Here is an 18,420-nt window from a genome sequence, read left to right as displayed (position 1 = left end):
GAATTCTTCATGATCACGTCAAGTTCAATCATCAGACTAAATACGTTTCGACTAAAACAATATGAGTAGAATTATGTCTAAAAGAGCACTTTTATGCTTAAGTTTAATTAGCTTGGTTGGTTGTAATGATGACGATAAAACTGAAAACTCGCCAACCACACCAGAATATCAACTTCCTAAAATTTTAGTGGTAGGACACCGCGGCGCGAGCGCTTTACGTCCTGAACATACGTTAGCTTCATATCAAAAAGCGATTGATGATGGCGCAGATTTCATTGAACCTGATCTAGTCTCTACAAAAGATGGCGTATTGGTTACTCGCCATGAAAATGAGATTGGTGGAACAACCAATGTAAGCACTTTAAGCCAGTTTGCAGATCGTAAAACAACAAAAAATATTGATGGTAAAGACTTAACAGGCTGGTTTACAGAAGATTTCACTTTAAGTGAATTACAGCAGCTTAAAGCGCGTGAACGCATTCCAGAGTTCCGACCAGCAAACACAGCCTATAATGACCTTTACCCTGTCCCGACTCTAGAGCAAGTGATTGAACTGGCTGAAGCAAATTATAAGAAAACGGGAAAAATTATTGGTTTATATATTGAAACCAAACATCCGACTTACTTTAAAAACCAGAAACTGGCAATGGAAGATACCCTTCTTAAAACCTTAGCTAAATACGAATATACACGTGATATTGCACCAGTCTATTTACAGTCTTTTGAAGTGAGTAATTTAAAATATTTAAAAGATCAGCTCGACCTTCATAAAACGATTAAACATGCACAAATCATTCAATTATATGATGCTAAAACCTCTCAACCAGCTGACTTCATTGAATCTGGCGAAACTAAAACTTATGCCGATTTAGCAACAGCACAAGGTTTAAAAGACGTGGCTAAATATGCAAACGGTGTAGGGCCAAGCAAAGGCTATATTCTTAACTTTAATGACAGTGGCTCGGTTCAAACGACTTCGTTTATTTCTGATGCGCATACGGCTGGCTTAAAAGTACACCCTTATACTTTCCGTCCAGAAAACAACTTTTTACCAAAGCCTTTAAAATGCAGTCAAGATAAACCAGCGGAGCGCTGTCCATCTGGTGCTTTAAAAGAGTTTGAAGCCTATTTTAAAGCTGGTGTTGATGGAGTCTTTACAGATGATCCAGCACTTGGCCGTGAAGCCGTTATTAATTATGAAAAAGCCACAAAATAATTAAAGTTTTTAATAAAAAAAACAGGGCAATAAATGCCCTGTTTTTTTATTTCTCTACAACATTATCAAAATAAAGTGGGATCCACTGATATTGCTCAGCATTTACTTTATAAACATGGCCAATGCCTGGGAATGGTAAATGTGGTGCGGCAACCCATTGTTGCTTATTTGAAATTTCAGCAAACATTTTTAGACGAGTATTAATCGCCTGTTCAGAATTCACATCAAAATCTACCCCAGTTTTTGGAGCATCAAATTGCAATGAATGTGAGTGGACAATGTCTCCAACAAAAATGATTTGCTGATCATTACTTTTTAAGCGGAAGCTATGATGACCTGGTGTATGACCACGAGTATCGATTACCTCAAAACCTTGAATGACGTCGCCATCTTTAAATGTCTTGAATGCTTTTTTTGCTTGGTATGGAGCAAGAGCAGTTTTTACGTTTTTAACAGTGCCCAAATAATTTTCTTTTTTGTCTGCAGGTATTGTTTTTTCAGAAGCTGGATTTAACCAGTAATCAGCTTCACGCTCATGTGCATATACAGTTGCATTAGGAAATACAGCTTTTCCATTTTGAGCAATACCACACACATGGTCTGGGTGTAGATGAGTAAGTAAAACAGTTTTTACATCAGCAAGCTTATAACCTGCTAATTCAATATTTTTTGCAATCGAGCCAAGTTGCGGGCCAAAACAACTTGCTGCCCCACTGTCTACAAGCGTTAAACTTTTTCCATCATCAACTAAAAATGCATTTACCGAGGTTTGAATCCCTTTCTCATTAACAGCAGCATATTTGGTTAAGATTTTAGTTTTCTGGGCCTGATTTAAATTTTTGAATAAATCAGGATTTAAATAAATCGTACCATCAAGTAAAGAGGTTACGCGGTAGTTTCCAAATTGATGGTGATAATATCCTGGTACTTGCGGGGTTACTGTTGGCTCAGCATAACTTGCATGGATGCTTCCAATTGCAAGGCCCAACGCTACACATAATTTTTTCATCTTTTCTTCTCTATTGAGTTATAAAGTCGAAATCTTTAAAAAAGATTTAATAATTTTTTAAGACCCAAATTATATAATGCATGAAAAGTGTCAGAAATATAAGTATATGAATAGCTATTCTCCCTATAAGGGTAAAAGCGGTCTTAAGCGCATATTAAATGCAACGGGCTACTCTATTTCAGGATTTAAAGCAGCTTATAAAAATGAGGCAGCTTTTCGCCAAATTGTTTTGATTAATATTATTTTGATTCCGGTTAGTTTTTTTCTTGATGTGAGCCGTAGTGAGCATGTGTTACTGATTATTGTATGTCTTTTTGCAATGATCGTTGAGCTATTCAACTCGGCTATCGAGGCAGTGGTTGATCGAGTTTCTCTTGAAAAACATCAGCTTTCTAAAAATGCAAAAGATATGGGAAGTGCTGCCCAATTTGTTGCACTCTCTATCATTACTATTACTTGGTTAATTATTTTATTAGGCTAAAAAAAACCATGCCTACAAGTAAATAAGCATGGTTGTAACAAAAGAGGAACTTCTAGCTGCTGTTCCTGTTTTTAATATAAATAATGGAACTTAATTATTTCTTAAAATTACGTGAAAAATAAAAAATCCCTGCATAAGCAGGGATTTTTTTGGTTAAAGCGTTGATGCGTTATTACATCATACCGCCCATACCACCCATACCGCCCATATCTGGAACAGCTGGTTTATCTTCAGGAATGTCAGTAATCATACATTCTGTAGTTAACATTAAGCCAGCAACAGAAGCTGCATGCTCAAGTGCAGAACGAGTTACTTTAGCTGGGTCAAGAATACCCATTTCTAACATATCGCCATATTCACCAGTTGCAGCGTTGTAACCAAAGTTACCTTCACCACCTTTAACAGCATTGATCACTACAGATGGCTCATCACCAGCGTTTGCAACGATTTGGCGAAGTGGAGCTTCGATCGCACGGCGTAAAATGTTGATACCTGCTGTTTGATCTTCATTAGCGCCTTTTAAGCCATCTAATGCATTAACAGCACGTACTAGAGCAACACCACCACCAGCAACAACACCTTCTTCAACTGCTGCACGAGTTGCATGAAGCGCGTCGTCTACACGGTCTTTCTTCTCTTTCATTTCAACTTCAGTCGCTGCACCGATTTTAATTACAGCAACACCGCCTGCTAATTTAGCAACGCGTTCTTGTAATTTTTCACGGTCATATTCTGAAGTAGATTCTTCAATTTGAGCACGGATTTGTTGAACACGCTCAGCAATACCAGCAGCATCACCAGCACCATCAACAATAACAGTGTTTTCTTTAGACACAGTGATCTTGTGCGCAGTACCCAAATCTTGAAGAGTTGCTTGCTCTAAAGACATACCAACTTCTTCAGAAATAACAGTTGCACCAGTCAAGATTGCGATGTCTTGAAGCATTGCTTTACGGCGGTCACCGAAACCAGGAGCTTTAACCGCACATACTTTGATAATACCGCGCATGTTGTTTACAACAAGTGTAGCAAGCGCTTCACCTTCAACATCTTCAGCGATGATAAGAAGTGGTTTACCAGTTTTTGCAACTGCTTCTAAAACAGAAATCAATTCACGGATGTTGCTGATTTTCTTGTCAACAAGAAGAATGAACGGATTTTCAAGTTCAGCAGTTAAAGTATCTTGCTTGTTTGCGAAGTATGGAGAGATATAACCACGGTCAAACTGCATACCTTCTACAACGTCTAACGCGTCTTCAAAGCCAGAACCTTCTTCTACAGTAATTACGCCTTCTTTACCTACTTTTTCCATCGCTTGAGCGATAAGTTTACCAACAGTAGTATCAGAGTTAGCAGAGATAGAACCTACTTGCTCGATCGCTTTGAAATCGTCAGCTGGTTTTGCATTTGAACGGATATTTTCAACTACAGTTTTTACTGCGATATCGATACCACGTTTTAAATCCATTGGGTTCATACCTGCAGTTACAGATTTGATCCCTTCATTTAAAATTGCTTGAGCAAGTACAGTTGCAGTTGTCGTACCGTCACCAGCGATGTCGTTAGTTTTGCTAGAAACTTCACGAACAAGTTGAGCACCCATGTTTTCAAACTTATCTTTTAATGAAATTTCTTTAGCAACAGTTACACCGTCTTTAGTGATGTGCGGAGCACCGAAAGAACGGTCAATCACTACGTTACGACCTTTAGGGCCTAAAGTCACTTTAACCGCATCTGCAAGTACGTTTACGCCTGCAATCATTTTTGAACGAGCTGAATCACCAAATTTTACGTCTTTAGCTGACATATTAAACTCCGAATCTTTTTAAATACTGAATCTGATAATGAATTGAGTTATGGATTGATTAGCCTTCCAACACAGCTAAAATGTCTGACTCTTTCATGATTAAGAGTTCTTCACCACTTACTTTCACTGTTGTACCTGCATAAGTACCAAACAATACTTTGTCACCAACTTTAACATCCAAAGCACGTACGCCATTCTCAGTGATTTGACCATTACCTACTGCAATTACTTCACCTTGAGATGGTTTTTCAGCAGCAGAACCTGGAAGTAAAATACCGCCAGCAGTTTTGGTTTCTTCTTCTACGCGACGAATTACAACGCGATCATGTAATGGACGAATGTTGCTCATAATTAACTCCATCAGACTAAGTCTTTTTGATTAATCGTTATTGCTTTAATCCAGAGCAATAACAAAATATTTAGATGTCACTTTTGTGGGGATGAAAAAAAAGGCTTCAAGGGGAAATAAGAAAAATTTTTCTATCTTTTGAATATTTTTTAAACAATCAAATATTTAAACTCATCTAAACCAAATCAATCAGAAGTGAATTTAGCCAACTGTGGATTAAACCAATAATGATTAATTTTTCCTTCATTTGAAATGACATTAAAACTATTTGGAACATGATAATGCAAACGGCTAGAAGTTGCTGTTCCTGCATGAATATCATAAATAGGATGATCTATCTTTAACTGATAAATTTGCGTTAAATCATATACAGCAGTTTTATGTAAATGCCCGTGTAACATTCCAAATAGTCCCGTTGTACTCCATTTTTCGAGTGCCATTTTTCCTAATACAGGACAATCTTTAATACCATGCTCATCATCAGGTGGAGTATAAAAAGGTTGATGGAAAACAACTAATTTGATTTTATCCACTGGCCCTTGCTGTAATCGCTCATATGTAGTTTGAATTTGCTCAATCGAAATATGTCCACGAGTATGATAACGACGGCGAATACTATTCACCCCAACAATATAAAAATGTTCAGTTTCTAAAGTTGGTTCAAGCTGGCCAAAAAAATATTGGTAGCGAGTAAATGGTGAAAAAAAACGGTTCCAGACATGGTACAACGGAATATCGTGATTACCAGGCACAACAAGATAAGGAATATTAAGGCTATCTAAAAACTGACGGCATTTATAAAACTGTTGATATCGGGCACGTTGAGTAATATCACCACTCACCACAATGACTTCAGGTCTATGTTGAGTGCAAAAAAGTCGGATTGCATCTAAACATGCCTCAATTTCTGTTCCAAAATGCAGATCAGACAGATGTAACAACATTTGGCACCATAATATTTAAAGCATTCTTTTCTACAGAGAAATTTAAAGGTGCTTTCATCTCTAATATTTCACCATCTAAAGCTACTGTAAGTTTTGATCTTTTTGCACAATCTACCACCACATGATCTGCACAAAAACTATAAACATCTTGTGTCTCTTCTACTTTGCCTTGAATCCACTGCCACAACATGTTTAATAAACTAAGCCTATCACTTTTTGTAATGACCACTCCAGCGACCCGACCTTGTGCAGCACATTCGGCAATTCTTAGTTTCATATCACACAACTGCAACTGGTTATTACCAAAGAAAATTAGAGGGGTTTTGACTGGATATTTCTTCCCATCAACTGTGACGGAAAGTTTCATGGATTTATTTTCTCTTAATAAAACATCCAGAGCTGAGGTATAGGCATGTAAAGGTAAGCGTCCTAAATATTTATTATAAAGCTCACGTTTCTTTATAAATAATGGATAAAGTCCTAGACTCGCATTATTTAAATAAACATGGTCATTAATTGTCGCAATATGTACAGAGCGTGGTGTACCTGTAGCGATGACTTCAGCAGCTTCTAACAAATCTAAGGGAATATCTAAAACTTTAGCGACATAATTAAAAGTTCCCAAAGGTAAAATTCCCATAGGGATATGAGTATGTCTAAGTTTTGATGCTACCGCATTTAATGTTCCATCCCCACCCGCTGCAACAACAACACCTAAGTTTACATTTTGGCTATGCCGATGAATCACTTGACTCATTAAATTATCAAAGGAAACATCTTCTGCTAATTCAAAAACTTGTATTTCAAAACCAAATTCGGTGAACACAGTCATTAACTGTTCATACATATCTTCATGTTTTGATGCATGAAAACCCGACTTTTGGTTATAAATGATAGAGAGAGGTTTTAAAGTCCGCATTTTTATTATCTTAGAGGGATTCATCCTGAATATTGTATATAAAAACGCCTAATAAAAGTCCCTTTATGTAAATTTTGAATGAAGATCATTTGTTTAATCAATAATAATTCTCAAGAAAAAAACAAGAATCAAGATATTGATTTTTAAGGAAATAAATAATATAAATAACACACATACAACATAAAAATATTGAGAATAAGATATTGCAAAAAACTACAAGTTAATGATTTAAATGAGAAAAATATAAAAAAGTAAAATATCTATTTCTTAGTCTTTAGTCTTATTTTTTTTATGATTTTGTGCTTTAATACAGCCACTTTTTTATTTGATCTTTCATTGTACCTCTCAATGAATGACTTGTACGTTGTACATATTTTGAATAGGCCTCACCATGACCACAGTGAACGCACCAGAATTCGTTCGTCATCCTAAGCTTATCGCATGGGTTGAAGAAATTGCAAACTTAACCAAACCAGCAAAAATCGAATGGTGTGACGGAAGCGAAGAAGAGTATCAACGTCTAATCGACTTGATGATCGCTAACGGCACCATGCAGAAATTAAACCAAGAAAAACATCCTGGTTCTTATCTTGCAAATTCTGACCCATCTGACGTTGCACGTGTTGAAGACCGTACTTACATCTGCTCTCAAAATAAAGAAGATGCTGGTGCGACAAACAACTGGGAAAACCCAGCTGTTATGCGTGAAAAATTAAATGGTTTATTTGAAGGCTCAATGGAAGGCCGTACCATGTACGTTGTTCCTTTCTCAATGGGTCCTTTAGGTAGCCATATTGCTCATATCGGTATTGAATTAACTGACTCTCCTTACGTTGCTGTTAGCATGCGTAAAATGGCACGTATGGGTAAAGCAGTTTATGACGTATTAGGTATAGACGGCGAGTTTGTTCCTTGTGTACATACAGTAGGTGCTCCACTTGCTGAAGGTCAACAAGATGTTGCTTGGCCATGTAACCCTGAAAAATATATCGTTCATTACCCAGAAACTCGTGAAATCTGGTCTTTCGGTTCTGGTTACGGCGGTAACGCATTACTTGGCAAAAAATGTTTAGCTCTTCGTATCGCTTCTGTCATGGGACGCGAACAAGGTTGGTTAGCTGAACACATGCTTATTCTTGGTGTAACTAACCCTCAAGGTGAAAAACACTACATCGCTGCAGCATTCCCGTCTGCATGTGGTAAAACAAACTTTGCAATGTTAATTCCACCAGCAGGTTATGAAGGTTGGAAAATCGAAACTGTAGGTGACGATATTGCTTGGATCAAACCAGGTGAAGATGGTCGTTTATATGCGATTAACCCTGAAGCTGGTTTCTTCGGTGTAGCTCCTGGTACAAATACCAAGACTAACCCGAACTGTATGGCAACTCTTCACAAAGATGTTATCTATACAAACGTAGCAGTAACTGAAGATGGTCAAGTATGGTGGGAAGGTCTTTCTAAAGAAGTTCCAACAAACTTAACTAACTGGAAAGGTCAACCTCACGTAAATGGTGAAAAAGCAGCGCATCCAAATGCTCGCTTCACTGTTGCAGCTGGTCAATGCCCTTCTATCGATGCTGACTGGGAAAATCCAGCAGGCGTTCCAATTTCTGCATTTATCTTCGGCGGTCGCCGCGCAGATACAGTTCCTTTAGTTTCTGAAGCTTTCGACTGGGTTGACGGTGTATATAAAGCAGCAACTATGGGTTCTGAAACTACTGCTGCTGCTGTTGGTCAACAAGGTATCGTTCGTCGTGACCCATTCGCGATGCTTCCATTTGCTGGCTATAACATGGCTGACTACTTTGATCACTGGTTAAGCCTTGGTCAACAAGTAAGCACAAAAGCTGAAGCAGCTGGTAATAAATTACCAAAAATCTTCAATGTAAACTGGTTCCGTCGTGATGCTGAAGGCAACTTCGTATGGCCTGGTTTCGGTCAAAACATGCGTGTTCTTGAGTGGATCATTGATCGTTGTGAAGGTCGTGCAAACGCTGTTGAAACACCAATTGGTCTTGTTCCAACATATGACGACTTGAACTGGGAAGGTACTGAATTCTCTAAAGAAGAATTTGACCTAATCACAGCTCAAGATAAAGATCAGTGGATTACTGAAATTGAAAGCCACACTGATTTATTTAATAAACTCGGTGATCGCTTACCGAAAGCATTAAAAGAACGTCAAGCAGCTTTACTTGAAGCTGTAAAAACTGGCTTCTAATTGCTATATATAAAAAAGGTCGCTATATGCGACCTTTTTTATTATGCGGCATCATCTTTTTGTCGACGCTCAGATAAATAAACTTCTAATACTTTTATTTGTTTTTCATCAAATGCCAGACCTAGTTTTGTTCTACGCCACAATATATCCTCAGCAGTAGTTGCCCATTCATATTCACATAAGTATTTGACTTCGCATTCAAATAAATCATGTCCAAAATTCTGGCCTAATTGCTCTATTGTATTTCTCTCTCGAACCATATTCCAGACTCTTGTGCCGTATGCATGCGCCCAACGGTTGGTAAGTGACTCAGAAACTCCACTTACACGTGAATGAATCTGATGCGTTAAATCATCTAATGTTGTCCAGTTTTCAGCGCCAGGTAATGGCTCATCTGCAGTCCACTCTTCTGCCATATCATTAAAAAATGCAGACAGATGATCTAAAGCAGCTTCGGCTAATTTTCGGTAAGTTGTGATCTTGCCACCAAACACAGATAACAAAGGTGCTTTTTTATGTTCAGCCTGTAATGCCAAGGTATAGTCACGTGTAATCGCTGAAGGATTATCAGATTCATCATCACATAAAGCACGTACACCCGAGTACTGGCTTACAATATCAGCTCGAGTTAACTGCTTTTTAAAATGTGAATTGGTCACTGTTAAGAGGTAATCAATTTCTACCTCTGTGATCTCTACGTTTTGTGGATCACCTGTATATTCCTGATCTGTCGTACCAATCAGCGTATATTTTTCCAAATATGGAATTGCAAACACGATGCGTCGATCTTCGTTTTGCATAATGAAGGCTTTATGGCAGTCATATAATTTTGGCACAACAATATGACTTCCTTGGATCAATCGGATTTGATAAGGCGATTCTAAATTTAGGTTTTCACTAATAATTTCTTCAACCCAAGGACCAGATGCATTCACCAAAGCTCTTGCACGTACCTGATAAAACTCTGCTCCGCTTTGTAACTCCAGATGCCACAACTCTTGTTCCCGATAAGCTTTAATACAACGCGTACGCGTTACGACTTTGGCACCTTTCTCTTTGGCCTGTAATGCATTTAACACTACAAGACGTGCATCATCTACAGTACAGTCAGAATATTCAAAGCCACGTGTGATGGCTGGTTTTAAAGGACTATCTTCTTTGAAGTAAATAAGATTTGATCCTAATAGTTTTTCTCGTTTTCCCAAATGATCATAAAAAAACAAGCCCGCCCGAATTAACCACGCAGGACGTAAATGTGGTCGATGAGGCATAATAAAGCGCATTGGTTTAATAATATGTGGAGCTTTAGCCAACAACACTTCACGCTCTGCTAGAGCTTCTCTAACCAATCTAAATTCTTTATGCTCTAAATAGCGTAGACCACCATGAATTAATTTACTGCTAGCAGATGAGGTGTGACTAGCTAAATCATCTTTTTCACATAAAAATACCGATAGTCCACGGCCTGCAGCATCATTAGCAATACCAACACCATTAATACCGCCACCGATCACGGCAATGTCATATATTTTTGAATAATCATTAGGCTGTATTTTCATTTCTCATTTTCTTTTTATTGTTGATCTTATAAAAATTAAAACATCAAATTGATGAAACAACAATCAAAAAAGTAGAATAATCAATTTTAAATAACTAAGTGTTTAACCATTAATTGATTACCCTACTAGTGAATTCAACCAGTTAAAGAACGAACTAATCCTCAGCCCAACTTTGACTACGTTTAACTGCCTTGAGCCAACCCTTATAAATCATCTCAGATTGCTCAGAAGACATTTTTGGCTCAAATACCTTTTCTATGGCAGATTTATTTCTTAACTCATGTAGATCTTGCCAGAAACCCGTCGCCAGCCCAGCAAGGAAAGCTGCACCCAAAGCAGTAGTTTCTTTCATTATTGGACGTTCTACTGGTGTCGCTAAAATATCAGCCTGAAATTGCATCAAGAAATTATTTTCTGTTACTCCACCATCGACTCTAAGTGTACGAAGCTCTTCTTCTGCATCTTGCTGCATTGCATCTAAAACATCTCGGGTTTGAAAAGCAATAGACTCTAAAGTTGCACGAATAATATGTTCAATACTAGCCCCACGAGTAAGTCCAAAAATAGCTCCACGCGCTGTTGGGTCCCAATATGGTGCGCCTAACCCTGTAAAAGCAGGTACAACATATACACCGTTACTGTCTTTCACACGTGTTGCATAAAGCTCAGAGTCTTTAGCATTCTTAATGACTTTTAATTCATCGCGTAACCACTGTACGCAAGAACCACCATTAAACACGGCACCCTCTAAGGCATAGTTCACCTCACCACTCGCACCACATGCAATAGTAGTTAGTAATCCATGTTCTGACCGGACAATCTTCTTACCTGTGTTCATTAATAGAAAACAGCCTGTGCCGTAGGTATTTTTTGCCTGACCAGACTCAACACACATTTGACCAAACAGTGCGGCTTGTTGATCACCAGCGATCCCTGCAATGGGGATACCAACTTCTTGCCCACTAATGGTATGTGTATATCCATAAACCTCAGATGAGCTACGCACTTCGGGTAGCATTACTCGAGGAATATCTAAAACTTGTAAAAGTTTTTCATCCCATTCAAGCTTTTCGATATCAAACAGCATGGTTCGTGAAGCATTGGTAAAATCAGTGACATGGACTGCGCCATTGGTTAGTTTCCAGATTAACCAAGTGTCCACCGTACCGAACAATAATTCACCTCGCTCAGCACGTTCACGACTTCCTTCAACATGGTCTAAAATCCATTTAATTTTTGTGGCCGAAAAATACGGATCAATCACCAAACCCGTTGTTTTACATATGTATTCTTGCAATCCTGCTTTATGTAGTTGATTGCATATCTCAGTCGTTTGTCGACTTTGCCAAACAATCGCATTGTAAATCGGCTTGCCCGTTTTTTTATCCCAAACAACTGTGGTTTCCCGCTGATTGGTAATCCCAATTGCTGCAACTTGTTCACTCTTAATGCCTGCTTGAGCTAATGCTTCTACCCAAACAGCACTTTGCGTAGCCCAAATTTCCATAGGGTCATGCTCAACCCAGCCAGACTGAGGATAAATCTGAGTAAATTCTTTTTGAGCAATACTGACAACATTAGCATCATGGTCTAAAACAATTGCTCTTGAGCTTGTTGTTCCCTGATCAAAAGCAACAATATATTTTTTCGGGCAATTTGACATCTGAATGTCCCTTTCATTATTCACACACATCTAGTCCACAATGCCAAGACATCATGCCTAACTATATTTACTTAAAATTTTCTTTGGAATATATCATTATTTTTAAGGGGTATAGGTTTTCTTCGCCCAAACTCTACTCATTCTTTATCAATTTTTACTACTTGGAAAAAAATAATATGCCAAAGATCTCCACAATATTATAAACGTGAGCTGATCGGCTAATTTGAAATCACATAAATATTCAACTTATTCCTTTGCTTAAATAATAAACATTGTTTTACAGACATAAAAAAAATAAAGTGAAATACTCCTCTAGAAAATATGTAAAAACGGAATAAATCTTCTCTTTTTTAGCATTCAACCCAAGCGAAACATGGAGCGACTCATGGTTGATCAACCTTCTACCGCAACAACGCCACATTCTAATTTAGATACAAAAACTCGTCTAAAATCAATTTTGGGCGGTTCTGCCGGTAACCTTGTTGAATGGTACGACTGGTATGTATATGCAGCTTTCACGCTCTATTTTGCTCATGCTTTTTTTCCAAAAGGTAGCCAGACGGCTCAACTCCTTCAAGCGGCCGCAATTTTTGCTGTAGGCTTTTTAATGCGCCCGATCGGTGCATGGATTATGGGAATCTATTCCGACCGTAAAGGACGCAAAGCGGGTCTCACCCTTTCCGTCACTTTAATGTGTATAGGTTCGCTGCTTATCGCCGTGACACCAAGTTATGAAAGTATTGGTGTATTTGCCCCTCTTCTTTTAGTTGTCGCTCGTTTAATTCAAGGCTTAAGTGTAGGCGGTGAATATGGTGCTAGTGCTACCTATTTAAGTGAAATGGCTGAAAGAAATCGACGTGGTTTTTTCTCTAGCTTCCAATATGTAACATTGATTGCTGGTCAGCTCACAGCCCTATGTGTTCTATTAATATTACAAATGGTATTAACTGAAGAACAATTACATGATTGGGGATGGCGTATCCCATTCTTTATCGGGGCTTTACTCGCGATTGTAGTTTTCCGCATTCGACGTGGCCTATTAGAAACTCAATCTTTTAAAAATGCTCAGGCAGAAACAGACCAGCCAAAATCAGGCATGTTTGCTTTATTTAAACATTACCCTAAAGAAGCTTTCACAGTATTATTCTTAACAGCTGGCGGGACTTTAGCTTTTTATACTTACACGACTTATCTGCAAAAATATCTGGTCAACACCTCTGGATTCACCAAACCTGAAGCCACTCAAATTACAACTTTAGCGCTATTTATTTTTATGTGTCTACAGCCTTTAGCGGGTGCTCTGTCGGATCGTATTGGTCGAAAACCCCTTATGATTTTCTTCGGAATAACAGGTGTTTTATTCACATACGTTCTATTCGATGCACTTGCAAATACACATAATTACTGGACAGCTTTCTGGTTATGTTTTGGGGGTCTCGTAATGGTGACTGGTTACACTTCAATTAATGCCGTGGTTAAAGCTGAGCTCTTCCCTGCACACATTCGCGCTTTAGGAGTTGCATTACCTTACGCGATTGCCAATACATTATTTGGCGGAACAGCAGAGTTCTTTGCTTTAAGTTTTAAAGAAGCTGGGCATGAATCTTGGTACTTTATTTATGTAAGTATCATGATCTTCATTTCTCTCATTATTTATATTTTTATGAAAGACACCAAGCATCACTCAAAAATTAAAGAACACTAATATTTTATCAATAAGGGCTAATATCGTTCGCCGATGTTAGCTCAAATCATGAGATTAAGCCCCAACAACCTTTGTATTTTATGAGATACTAGCTATAAGAAAATAAGGACGATACTGATGAATAGAAGTATTTTATGCTTGGCATTAAGTAGTATGTTTGTTTTAACTGCTTGTCAGACTACCCCTCGACAATATAATGGTTCAACTGGATACCAGATTGAAAACCAAACAAAAACTTCGGCGACTTTAGCTTACACTTTAGCGGGTCGTAATAACCAGCAACTCGATGAACGTAAATTACAACGCGCTTGTCAGAATGTGCTAGGTGCTCAGAAAGTTTATAAATTATCAATTTTGAGTATCAATGAAATTCCTAATCCAGCGAAAGATGAGCATTATGGAATTCAACTCGGCGAAACTCGTGCTTCTTTTGGCTTATCAAATACACCTAGCTTAAATAATGGTGAAGACTATGCGACTCGCCAAGCGCTTGAAGCACGTCCAAGCACACTAAAAGTTGTTCGTTATACTTGTTCATAAAATAAAAAAAGACGCTGTTCTTTTACAGCGTCTTATAAAAACTTACATTTCTAAACTCTTTAGCTTCATCTAGATCAGGCCATGTAGAAGCACTTCTTTCACCAATCTTTTGATATTTGGGGTGACTAAAATTCTTAACACGACTATCAGCCACCCAGACTTCTGGTGCAAACTTTAAAAATTCATCTAAGAAAAAGCGGTTACATTGATCATATAAAACATCAGCTGCTAGCAAAACATCAACTTGCTCTGCTTTATACAAATCGTCCAGATATTCCAGCTCAACATCATTCAACAAAGCATTTTCACGGCAGGCAGCAAGACTAATTTGATCAATATCACAACAAATTACTCTTTTAGCACCAGCCATTTTAGCTGCGATTGCAACAACACCTGAACCAGCTCCAAAATCCAAAACAACTTTATCTTTAACATGTTGCGGCTCTGCAAGTAACCACTGTGCCATCGCTAAACCAGATGCCCAACAAAAAATCCAATACGGCGTGTCATTCCAAATACGACGAATAACTTCATCATCTAAGCGATCAGTTGGAAAAACTGGTGGAATCAACCATAAAGAAATAGGCGTTTCTGGTAATTGTTGTACCATCAACTCACAATTAGGAATAACTTCATTTAGTGCTTGAAGTAAATGTTCAGGGGCTTTAGACAGTTGAAAAGTGCAGCTCATCAGATTTCTTTTAATTCATTTTTATAACAAGCATAACAGAGTCATTCCATTATGATTTGAATTTTTAGAATAACCTTTGGTTGGACCTACTTTTCTTTCGGGAAAAGTAGGCAAAACCATTGTCATCCGCAAAACTCAGCAGATACTCTCTAGAATCGAAAGCATCGCAGAAACATTAAATTTTTAACGTATTTCTGCCTCAAACAATTGCGGATGACGGTTACGCGTATCAAATAACAGCCTAGCGTTAATTAAATTAACCTAAAGCTTTTTCAGCAGCTTCTACAGTTTGACGAATCAAAGTTGTAATAGTCATTGGACCAACACCACCAGGTACTGGTGTGTAAGCAGAAGCAATTTCTTCAATACCTTGTAGTTGAATATCACCTACACCACCGCCATCACGAGGATGGAAACCAGCATCTACAACCACTGCACCTTGTTTAATCCAATCTTTTTGGATAAGTTCAGCTTTACCTACAGCACCAACAATAATGTCAGCTTGTTTCACAAGCTCAGGTAAGTTTTGTGTGCGTGAATGGCAAATCGTTACTGTTGCATTCGCTTGCAATAGCATCATTGCCATTGGTTTGCCTAAAATTGCAGAACGGCCAACCACAACCGCATGTTTACCAGCAATTTCGATATTGTTTTCTTTTAAAATGGTCATAATGCCCGCAGGAGTTGCTGAACCATATGCAGCTTCACCCATAGCCATACGGCCAAAACCAAGACAAGTTACACCATCAACATCTTTAGCTAATGAGATTGCATCGAAACATGCACGCTCATCAATTTGCTCTGGAACAGGATGTTGTAAAAGAATGCCGTGTACATCTGGGTTAGCATTAAGTTTTTCAATTTCAGCTAATAATTGTTCTGTTGTCGTTTCTTGTGGCAATTCAATTTTTAAAGAGTCCATGCCTACTCGACGGCAAGCATTTCCTTTCATGCGTACATAAGTTGCAGATGCGCCATCATCCCCAACTAAAATAGTCGCCAAAATTGGGGTACGACCTGTTTTAGCTTTTAAAGCTTCAACACGTACTGACAAATTTTCTTCAATTTGCTTTGCTAATGCGCGACCGTCTAAAACCAATGCCACAGCACATCTCCAAGGTAGACATGAATTTAATGTGCCAATAATACATGATTATTTGGACAAATTTATTCTAGATGTTGCTTTTATGTTCATCTTATCTCAAAACAGTATTGTTTTTTTTGTAAAGGTTGCTAATATGTGCATCACCAAATGTAGGCGGGGTGGCAGAGTGGTCATGCAGCGGACTGCAACTCCGTGGACGCCGGTTCGATTCCGACCTCCGCCTCCAAATTTGGTAAAGCCCGGGTGGTGAAATAGGTAGACACAGGGGATTTAAAATCCCCCGCCCACAAAGCGTGCCGGTTCGAGTCCGGCCCCGGGCACCATTTTCTAGTACAGAAATTGGTGTCATAAAGAATCCAGCGAAAGCTGGTTTTTTTATGTCTAAAAAAAGGATACTTATTAGTTAGCATCCCTTTCTCGCCCCATATATTTAAGCAGTTTTTTGCTTATCTTTTTCAGGTGTTAAATTCGTATCCAACACCAATTGATAACCTCGACTAGAATCTACTTTATATTCTGCATTTTTAATTGAATCTACAAAAATCCAATCCGACAGCACCTGCTTATCATCTAGTGTAACCATCAAATAACCCCGCTGATTTAAATTACAATATGCCAATTCATCAATAAGCGTAGTAAAGGCAAATTCAAATTGCTGCAACTGAGCTAGCGGAATACTTAAATATTTTTCAAGACCTGGTGAAGAAACCGAACTTGTCGCCAGTTCAACACCGACATATTCACCCTTTTGGCTATATAAGTAAGATGTCCACGCATTATGGGTATCGCCTGCCAAAACAATAATTTTCTTATTAAACTCTGCCAATTTAGTGTAAAAAAACTCTCGCTCAGCATAGTAACCATCCCAAGCATCAAGGTTATATGGAACTAAAGTTGTGACTCGAGCTTTTTCCTGAACGGTCAAAGTTGGATCGCCCTGCTCTAATCGTAATTTTAATGTGACTAATTCTGTAATTTGCGCATTCATTTTAGCTAAAGCATCAGGTGAAGTTCCGCCTGAAGTAATTTGCCCCAGCGATGCCAATAACTCAGCTGGAATCCACATTTTACTCATTAAGACTTGCTGACCAATCACATTCCATGTTGCTGTAGATTGCTTTAATTTATCGACCAGCCAATCCCTTTGCGTATATCCCATTAAAGTACGCTTTGGATCTGTTAAATCAGCCTGAAACTTTTGAGCATCTAAACCTGAAGCTGTGATGTAGTCTTTATATTCAAGCTGTTTATCTCGCGCAATAATACGTGTATCCAACATCGTCAGCTCAACTAGTGAGCCAAAATTAAATTGACGATAAATATTCAAATGATCGGTACTAGAAACTGGGCGAATCGGCATCCATTCAAAATAAGCTTGTAGAGCAGCTAATTTACGCTCTAAGAAAGGGCCTTCATTACTTTGATGATTCTCTGCACCTTCGCGCCAAGTATCATTCGCTAACTCATGGTCATCCCAAATTACAATAAATGGGTGACGCTGATGAACCGCCTGTAAGTCTTTATCTTGACGATAGAGCGCATAACGTTTGCGATAATCATCTAATTTAATAATTTCTTTATTATTATCGGACGATAAAGTACGGCCCAGCTTTGCAGCATCTTCTGTCGCATAGCCATCAGCCCCATATTCATAAATATAATCGCCCAAATGAATGACTACATCCACATTCTGTTTTGCCATTTCACGGTAAACGTAAAAATAACCCGCAGGATAATTAGAACAAGAACATACTGCGAAGCTGACCTTATTGGTAGTTACAGGTAATGTTTTTGTTTGCCCTACTGGCGAGACTTTGCTACCAAATCGAAAGCGATAATAATAAGTCGTACCCGCTTGTAGACCTGTTGCATCCACCTTCACCGTAAAATCGTCAGTTTTAGTCGTTTGAACCGTACCAGTCTTTAAATTCTGCTTGAACTGATCATCGGTAGCAATTTCCCAAGTAACTCTAAGACGCGCATTAAGGTCTACTGGTGTTAACCGCGTCCATAAAATTACTTTATCTTGCAATGGGTCGCCGCTCGCAACTCCATGTAAAAAATCTGCTTGTGTTTCTGAACCCTCCTCCTCATCGGAACCATCATTACACCCCGTAAAAGCTACAGGCAAAGATAGCGCCCCAAAACCGAACAGACTTTTTTGAATTAATTCTCGGCGTGAAATTTTCTCTGACATAAAATTACCTA

At 38.4% G+C, this 18,420-nt stretch carries 15 protein-coding genes and 2 tRNA genes; 7 read left to right on the top strand and 10 right to left on the bottom strand.

Annotated features, from left to right (window positions below):
* Positions 1 to 73 precede the first annotated feature (73 nt).
* Positions 74 to 1,216 carry a glycerophosphodiester phosphodiesterase gene (locus tag ACYU0V_RS04240; protein ID WP_322976257.1) on the top strand — a complete coding sequence of 381 codons (1,143 nt, stop codon included), beginning with the start codon at positions 74 to 76 and terminating at the stop codon, positions 1,214 to 1,216.
* Between the two features lie 46 nt (positions 1,217 to 1,262).
* On the opposite strand, the gene ACYU0V_RS04235 is transcribed toward ACYU0V_RS04240, so the two are convergent.
* A complete protein-coding gene (locus ACYU0V_RS04235) occupies positions 1,263 to 2,225 on the bottom strand; it encodes an MBL fold metallo-hydrolase (protein WP_322976256.1) in 963 nt (320 codons plus the stop codon).
* A gap of 106 nt (positions 2,226 to 2,331) precedes the next feature.
* Here ACYU0V_RS04235 and ACYU0V_RS04230 point away from each other — a divergent pair, with 106 nt between their 5' ends.
* Positions 2,332 to 2,706, top strand: coding sequence for a diacylglycerol kinase (locus ACYU0V_RS04230; RefSeq protein ID WP_322976255.1), 375 nt, complete (start codon positions 2,332 to 2,334; stop codon positions 2,704 to 2,706).
* A 172-nt stretch (positions 2,707 to 2,878) separates the two neighbouring features.
* On the opposite strand, the gene groL is transcribed toward ACYU0V_RS04230, so the two are convergent.
* The 4 genes from groL to ACYU0V_RS04210 all read right to left on the bottom strand — a co-directional run bounded on the left by groL (position 2,879) and on the right by ACYU0V_RS04210 (position 6,725).
* Positions 2,879 to 4,513 (bottom strand): chaperonin GroEL, encoded by a 1,635-nt coding sequence (gene groL, locus ACYU0V_RS04225; protein ID WP_002120607.1) that lies wholly within the window; start codon positions 4,511 to 4,513, stop codon positions 2,879 to 2,881.
* 58 nt (positions 4,514 to 4,571) lie between these two features.
* Entirely contained in the window at positions 4,572 to 4,862 is a 291-nt protein-coding gene (locus ACYU0V_RS04220; protein ID WP_002120604.1) for a co-chaperone GroES, read from the bottom strand.
* 185 nt (positions 4,863 to 5,047) lie between these two features.
* Positions 5,048 to 5,806 (bottom strand): metallophosphoesterase family protein, encoded by a 759-nt coding sequence (locus tag ACYU0V_RS04215; RefSeq protein WP_461849165.1) that lies wholly within the window; start codon positions 5,804 to 5,806, stop codon positions 5,048 to 5,050.
* The gene (locus ACYU0V_RS04210) at positions 5,787 to 6,725 is read right to left on the bottom strand and encodes a diacylglycerol/lipid kinase family protein (RefSeq protein ID WP_290014419.1); all 939 of its coding nucleotides are present in this window, start codon (positions 6,723 to 6,725) and stop codon (positions 5,787 to 5,789) included. The genes ACYU0V_RS04215 and ACYU0V_RS04210 overlap by 20 nt, the downstream gene beginning before the upstream one ends.
* A gap of 391 nt (positions 6,726 to 7,116) precedes the next feature.
* Here ACYU0V_RS04210 and ACYU0V_RS04205 point away from each other — a divergent pair, with 391 nt between their 5' ends.
* Positions 7,117 to 8,949 carry a phosphoenolpyruvate carboxykinase (GTP) gene (locus ACYU0V_RS04205; RefSeq protein ID WP_290014416.1) on the top strand — a complete coding sequence of 611 codons (1,833 nt, stop codon included), beginning with the start codon at positions 7,117 to 7,119 and terminating at the stop codon, positions 8,947 to 8,949.
* A gap of 41 nt (positions 8,950 to 8,990) precedes the next feature.
* Here ACYU0V_RS04205 and glpD read toward each other — a convergent pair whose 3' ends face one another.
* Together glpD and glpK are read right to left on the bottom strand one after the other, a co-directional pair.
* The gene (gene glpD / locus ACYU0V_RS04200) at positions 8,991 to 10,508 is read right to left on the bottom strand and encodes a glycerol-3-phosphate dehydrogenase (protein WP_461849162.1); all 1,518 of its coding nucleotides are present in this window, start codon (positions 10,506 to 10,508) and stop codon (positions 8,991 to 8,993) included.
* A 154-nt stretch (positions 10,509 to 10,662) separates the two neighbouring features.
* Positions 10,663 to 12,171 carry a glycerol kinase GlpK gene (gene glpK, locus ACYU0V_RS04195; RefSeq protein ID WP_461849160.1) on the bottom strand — a complete coding sequence of 503 codons (1,509 nt, stop codon included), beginning with the start codon at positions 12,169 to 12,171 and terminating at the stop codon, positions 10,663 to 10,665.
* 373 nt (positions 12,172 to 12,544) lie between these two features.
* Here glpK and ACYU0V_RS04190 point away from each other — a divergent pair, with 373 nt between their 5' ends.
* Together ACYU0V_RS04190 and ACYU0V_RS04185 are read left to right on the top strand one after the other, a co-directional pair.
* Positions 12,545 to 13,876 (top strand): MFS transporter, encoded by a 1,332-nt coding sequence (locus ACYU0V_RS04190; RefSeq protein WP_461849158.1) that lies wholly within the window; start codon positions 12,545 to 12,547, stop codon positions 13,874 to 13,876.
* A 117-nt stretch (positions 13,877 to 13,993) separates the two neighbouring features.
* Positions 13,994 to 14,416, top strand: coding sequence for a hypothetical protein (locus ACYU0V_RS04185; RefSeq protein WP_002115580.1), 423 nt, complete (start codon positions 13,994 to 13,996; stop codon positions 14,414 to 14,416).
* A 22-nt stretch (positions 14,417 to 14,438) separates the two neighbouring features.
* On the opposite strand, the gene ACYU0V_RS04180 is transcribed toward ACYU0V_RS04185, so the two are convergent.
* Together ACYU0V_RS04180 and folD are read right to left on the bottom strand one after the other, a co-directional pair.
* On the bottom strand, positions 14,439 to 15,107 hold the full coding sequence (locus ACYU0V_RS04180; protein ID WP_078221306.1) for a class I SAM-dependent methyltransferase: 669 nt from the start codon (positions 15,105 to 15,107) through the stop codon (positions 14,439 to 14,441).
* 256 nt (positions 15,108 to 15,363) lie between these two features.
* Positions 15,364 to 16,212: a bifunctional methylenetetrahydrofolate dehydrogenase/methenyltetrahydrofolate cyclohydrolase FolD gene (folD, locus tag ACYU0V_RS04175; RefSeq protein ID WP_002115552.1), complete on the bottom strand. Its 849-nt coding sequence runs from the start codon at positions 16,210 to 16,212 to the stop codon at positions 15,364 to 15,366.
* A gap of 152 nt (positions 16,213 to 16,364) precedes the next feature.
* Here folD and ACYU0V_RS04170 point away from each other — a divergent pair.
* Both ACYU0V_RS04170 and ACYU0V_RS04165 read left to right on the top strand, forming a co-directional pair.
* A tRNA-Cys gene (locus tag ACYU0V_RS04170) sits at positions 16,365 to 16,438 on the top strand.
* Positions 16,439 to 16,449: 11 nt separating this feature from the next.
* Positions 16,450 to 16,535: transfer RNA gene (locus ACYU0V_RS04165), tRNA-Leu, on the top strand.
* Between the two features lie 107 nt (positions 16,536 to 16,642).
* Here ACYU0V_RS04165 and ACYU0V_RS04160 read toward each other — a convergent pair.
* The gene (locus tag ACYU0V_RS04160; protein ID WP_284115234.1) at positions 16,643 to 18,409 is read right to left on the bottom strand and encodes an alkaline phosphatase D family protein; all 1,767 of its coding nucleotides are present in this window, start codon (positions 18,407 to 18,409) and stop codon (positions 16,643 to 16,645) included.
* Positions 18,410 to 18,420 lie beyond the last annotated feature (11 nt).

It is taken from the genome of Acinetobacter sp. X9 (genome assembly GCF_054889255.1).
The sequence above is the reverse complement of the archived record's forward strand: the minus strand, read 5'-3'. Positions and strand labels throughout refer to the sequence as shown.

Bases quoted from the DNA above. Each gene is read 5' to 3' on its own strand.
- ACYU0V_RS04210 (WP_290014419.1), bottom strand. From the start codon at position 6,725: ATGCGGACTTTAAAACCTCTCTCTATCATTTATAACCAAAAGTCGGGT.
- groL (WP_002120607.1), bottom strand. From the start codon at position 4,513: ATGTCAGCTAAAGACGTAAAATTTGGTGATTCAGCTCGTTCAAAAATG.
- ACYU0V_RS04185 (WP_002115580.1), top strand. From the start codon at position 13,994: ATGAATAGAAGTATTTTATGCTTGGCATTAAGTAGTATGTTTGTTTTA.
- ACYU0V_RS04215 (WP_461849165.1), bottom strand. From the start codon at position 5,806: ATGTTGTTACATCTGTCTGATCTGCATTTTGGAACAGAAATTGAGGCA.
- ACYU0V_RS04205 (WP_290014416.1), top strand. From the start codon at position 7,117: ATGACCACAGTGAACGCACCAGAATTCGTTCGTCATCCTAAGCTTATC.
- ACYU0V_RS04220 (WP_002120604.1), bottom strand. From the start codon at position 4,862: ATGAGCAACATTCGTCCATTACATGATCGCGTTGTAATTCGTCGCGTA.
- ACYU0V_RS04240 (WP_322976257.1), top strand. From the start codon at position 74: ATGTCTAAAAGAGCACTTTTATGCTTAAGTTTAATTAGCTTGGTTGGT.
- ACYU0V_RS04235 (WP_322976256.1), bottom strand. From the start codon at position 2,225: ATGAAAAAATTATGTGTAGCGTTGGGCCTTGCAATTGGAAGCATCCAT.
- ACYU0V_RS04160 (WP_284115234.1), bottom strand. From the start codon at position 18,409: ATGTCAGAGAAAATTTCACGCCGAGAATTAATTCAAAAAAGTCTGTTC.
- ACYU0V_RS04180 (WP_078221306.1), bottom strand. From the start codon at position 15,107: ATGAGCTGCACTTTTCAACTGTCTAAAGCCCCTGAACATTTACTTCAA.
- ACYU0V_RS04230 (WP_322976255.1), top strand. From the start codon at position 2,332: ATGAATAGCTATTCTCCCTATAAGGGTAAAAGCGGTCTTAAGCGCATA.
- glpK (WP_461849160.1), bottom strand. From the start codon at position 12,171: ATGTCAAATTGCCCGAAAAAATATATTGTTGCTTTTGATCAGGGAACA.
- ACYU0V_RS04190 (WP_461849158.1), top strand. From the start codon at position 12,545: ATGGAGCGACTCATGGTTGATCAACCTTCTACCGCAACAACGCCACAT.
- glpD (WP_461849162.1), bottom strand. From the start codon at position 10,508: ATGAAAATACAGCCTAATGATTATTCAAAAATATATGACATTGCCGTG.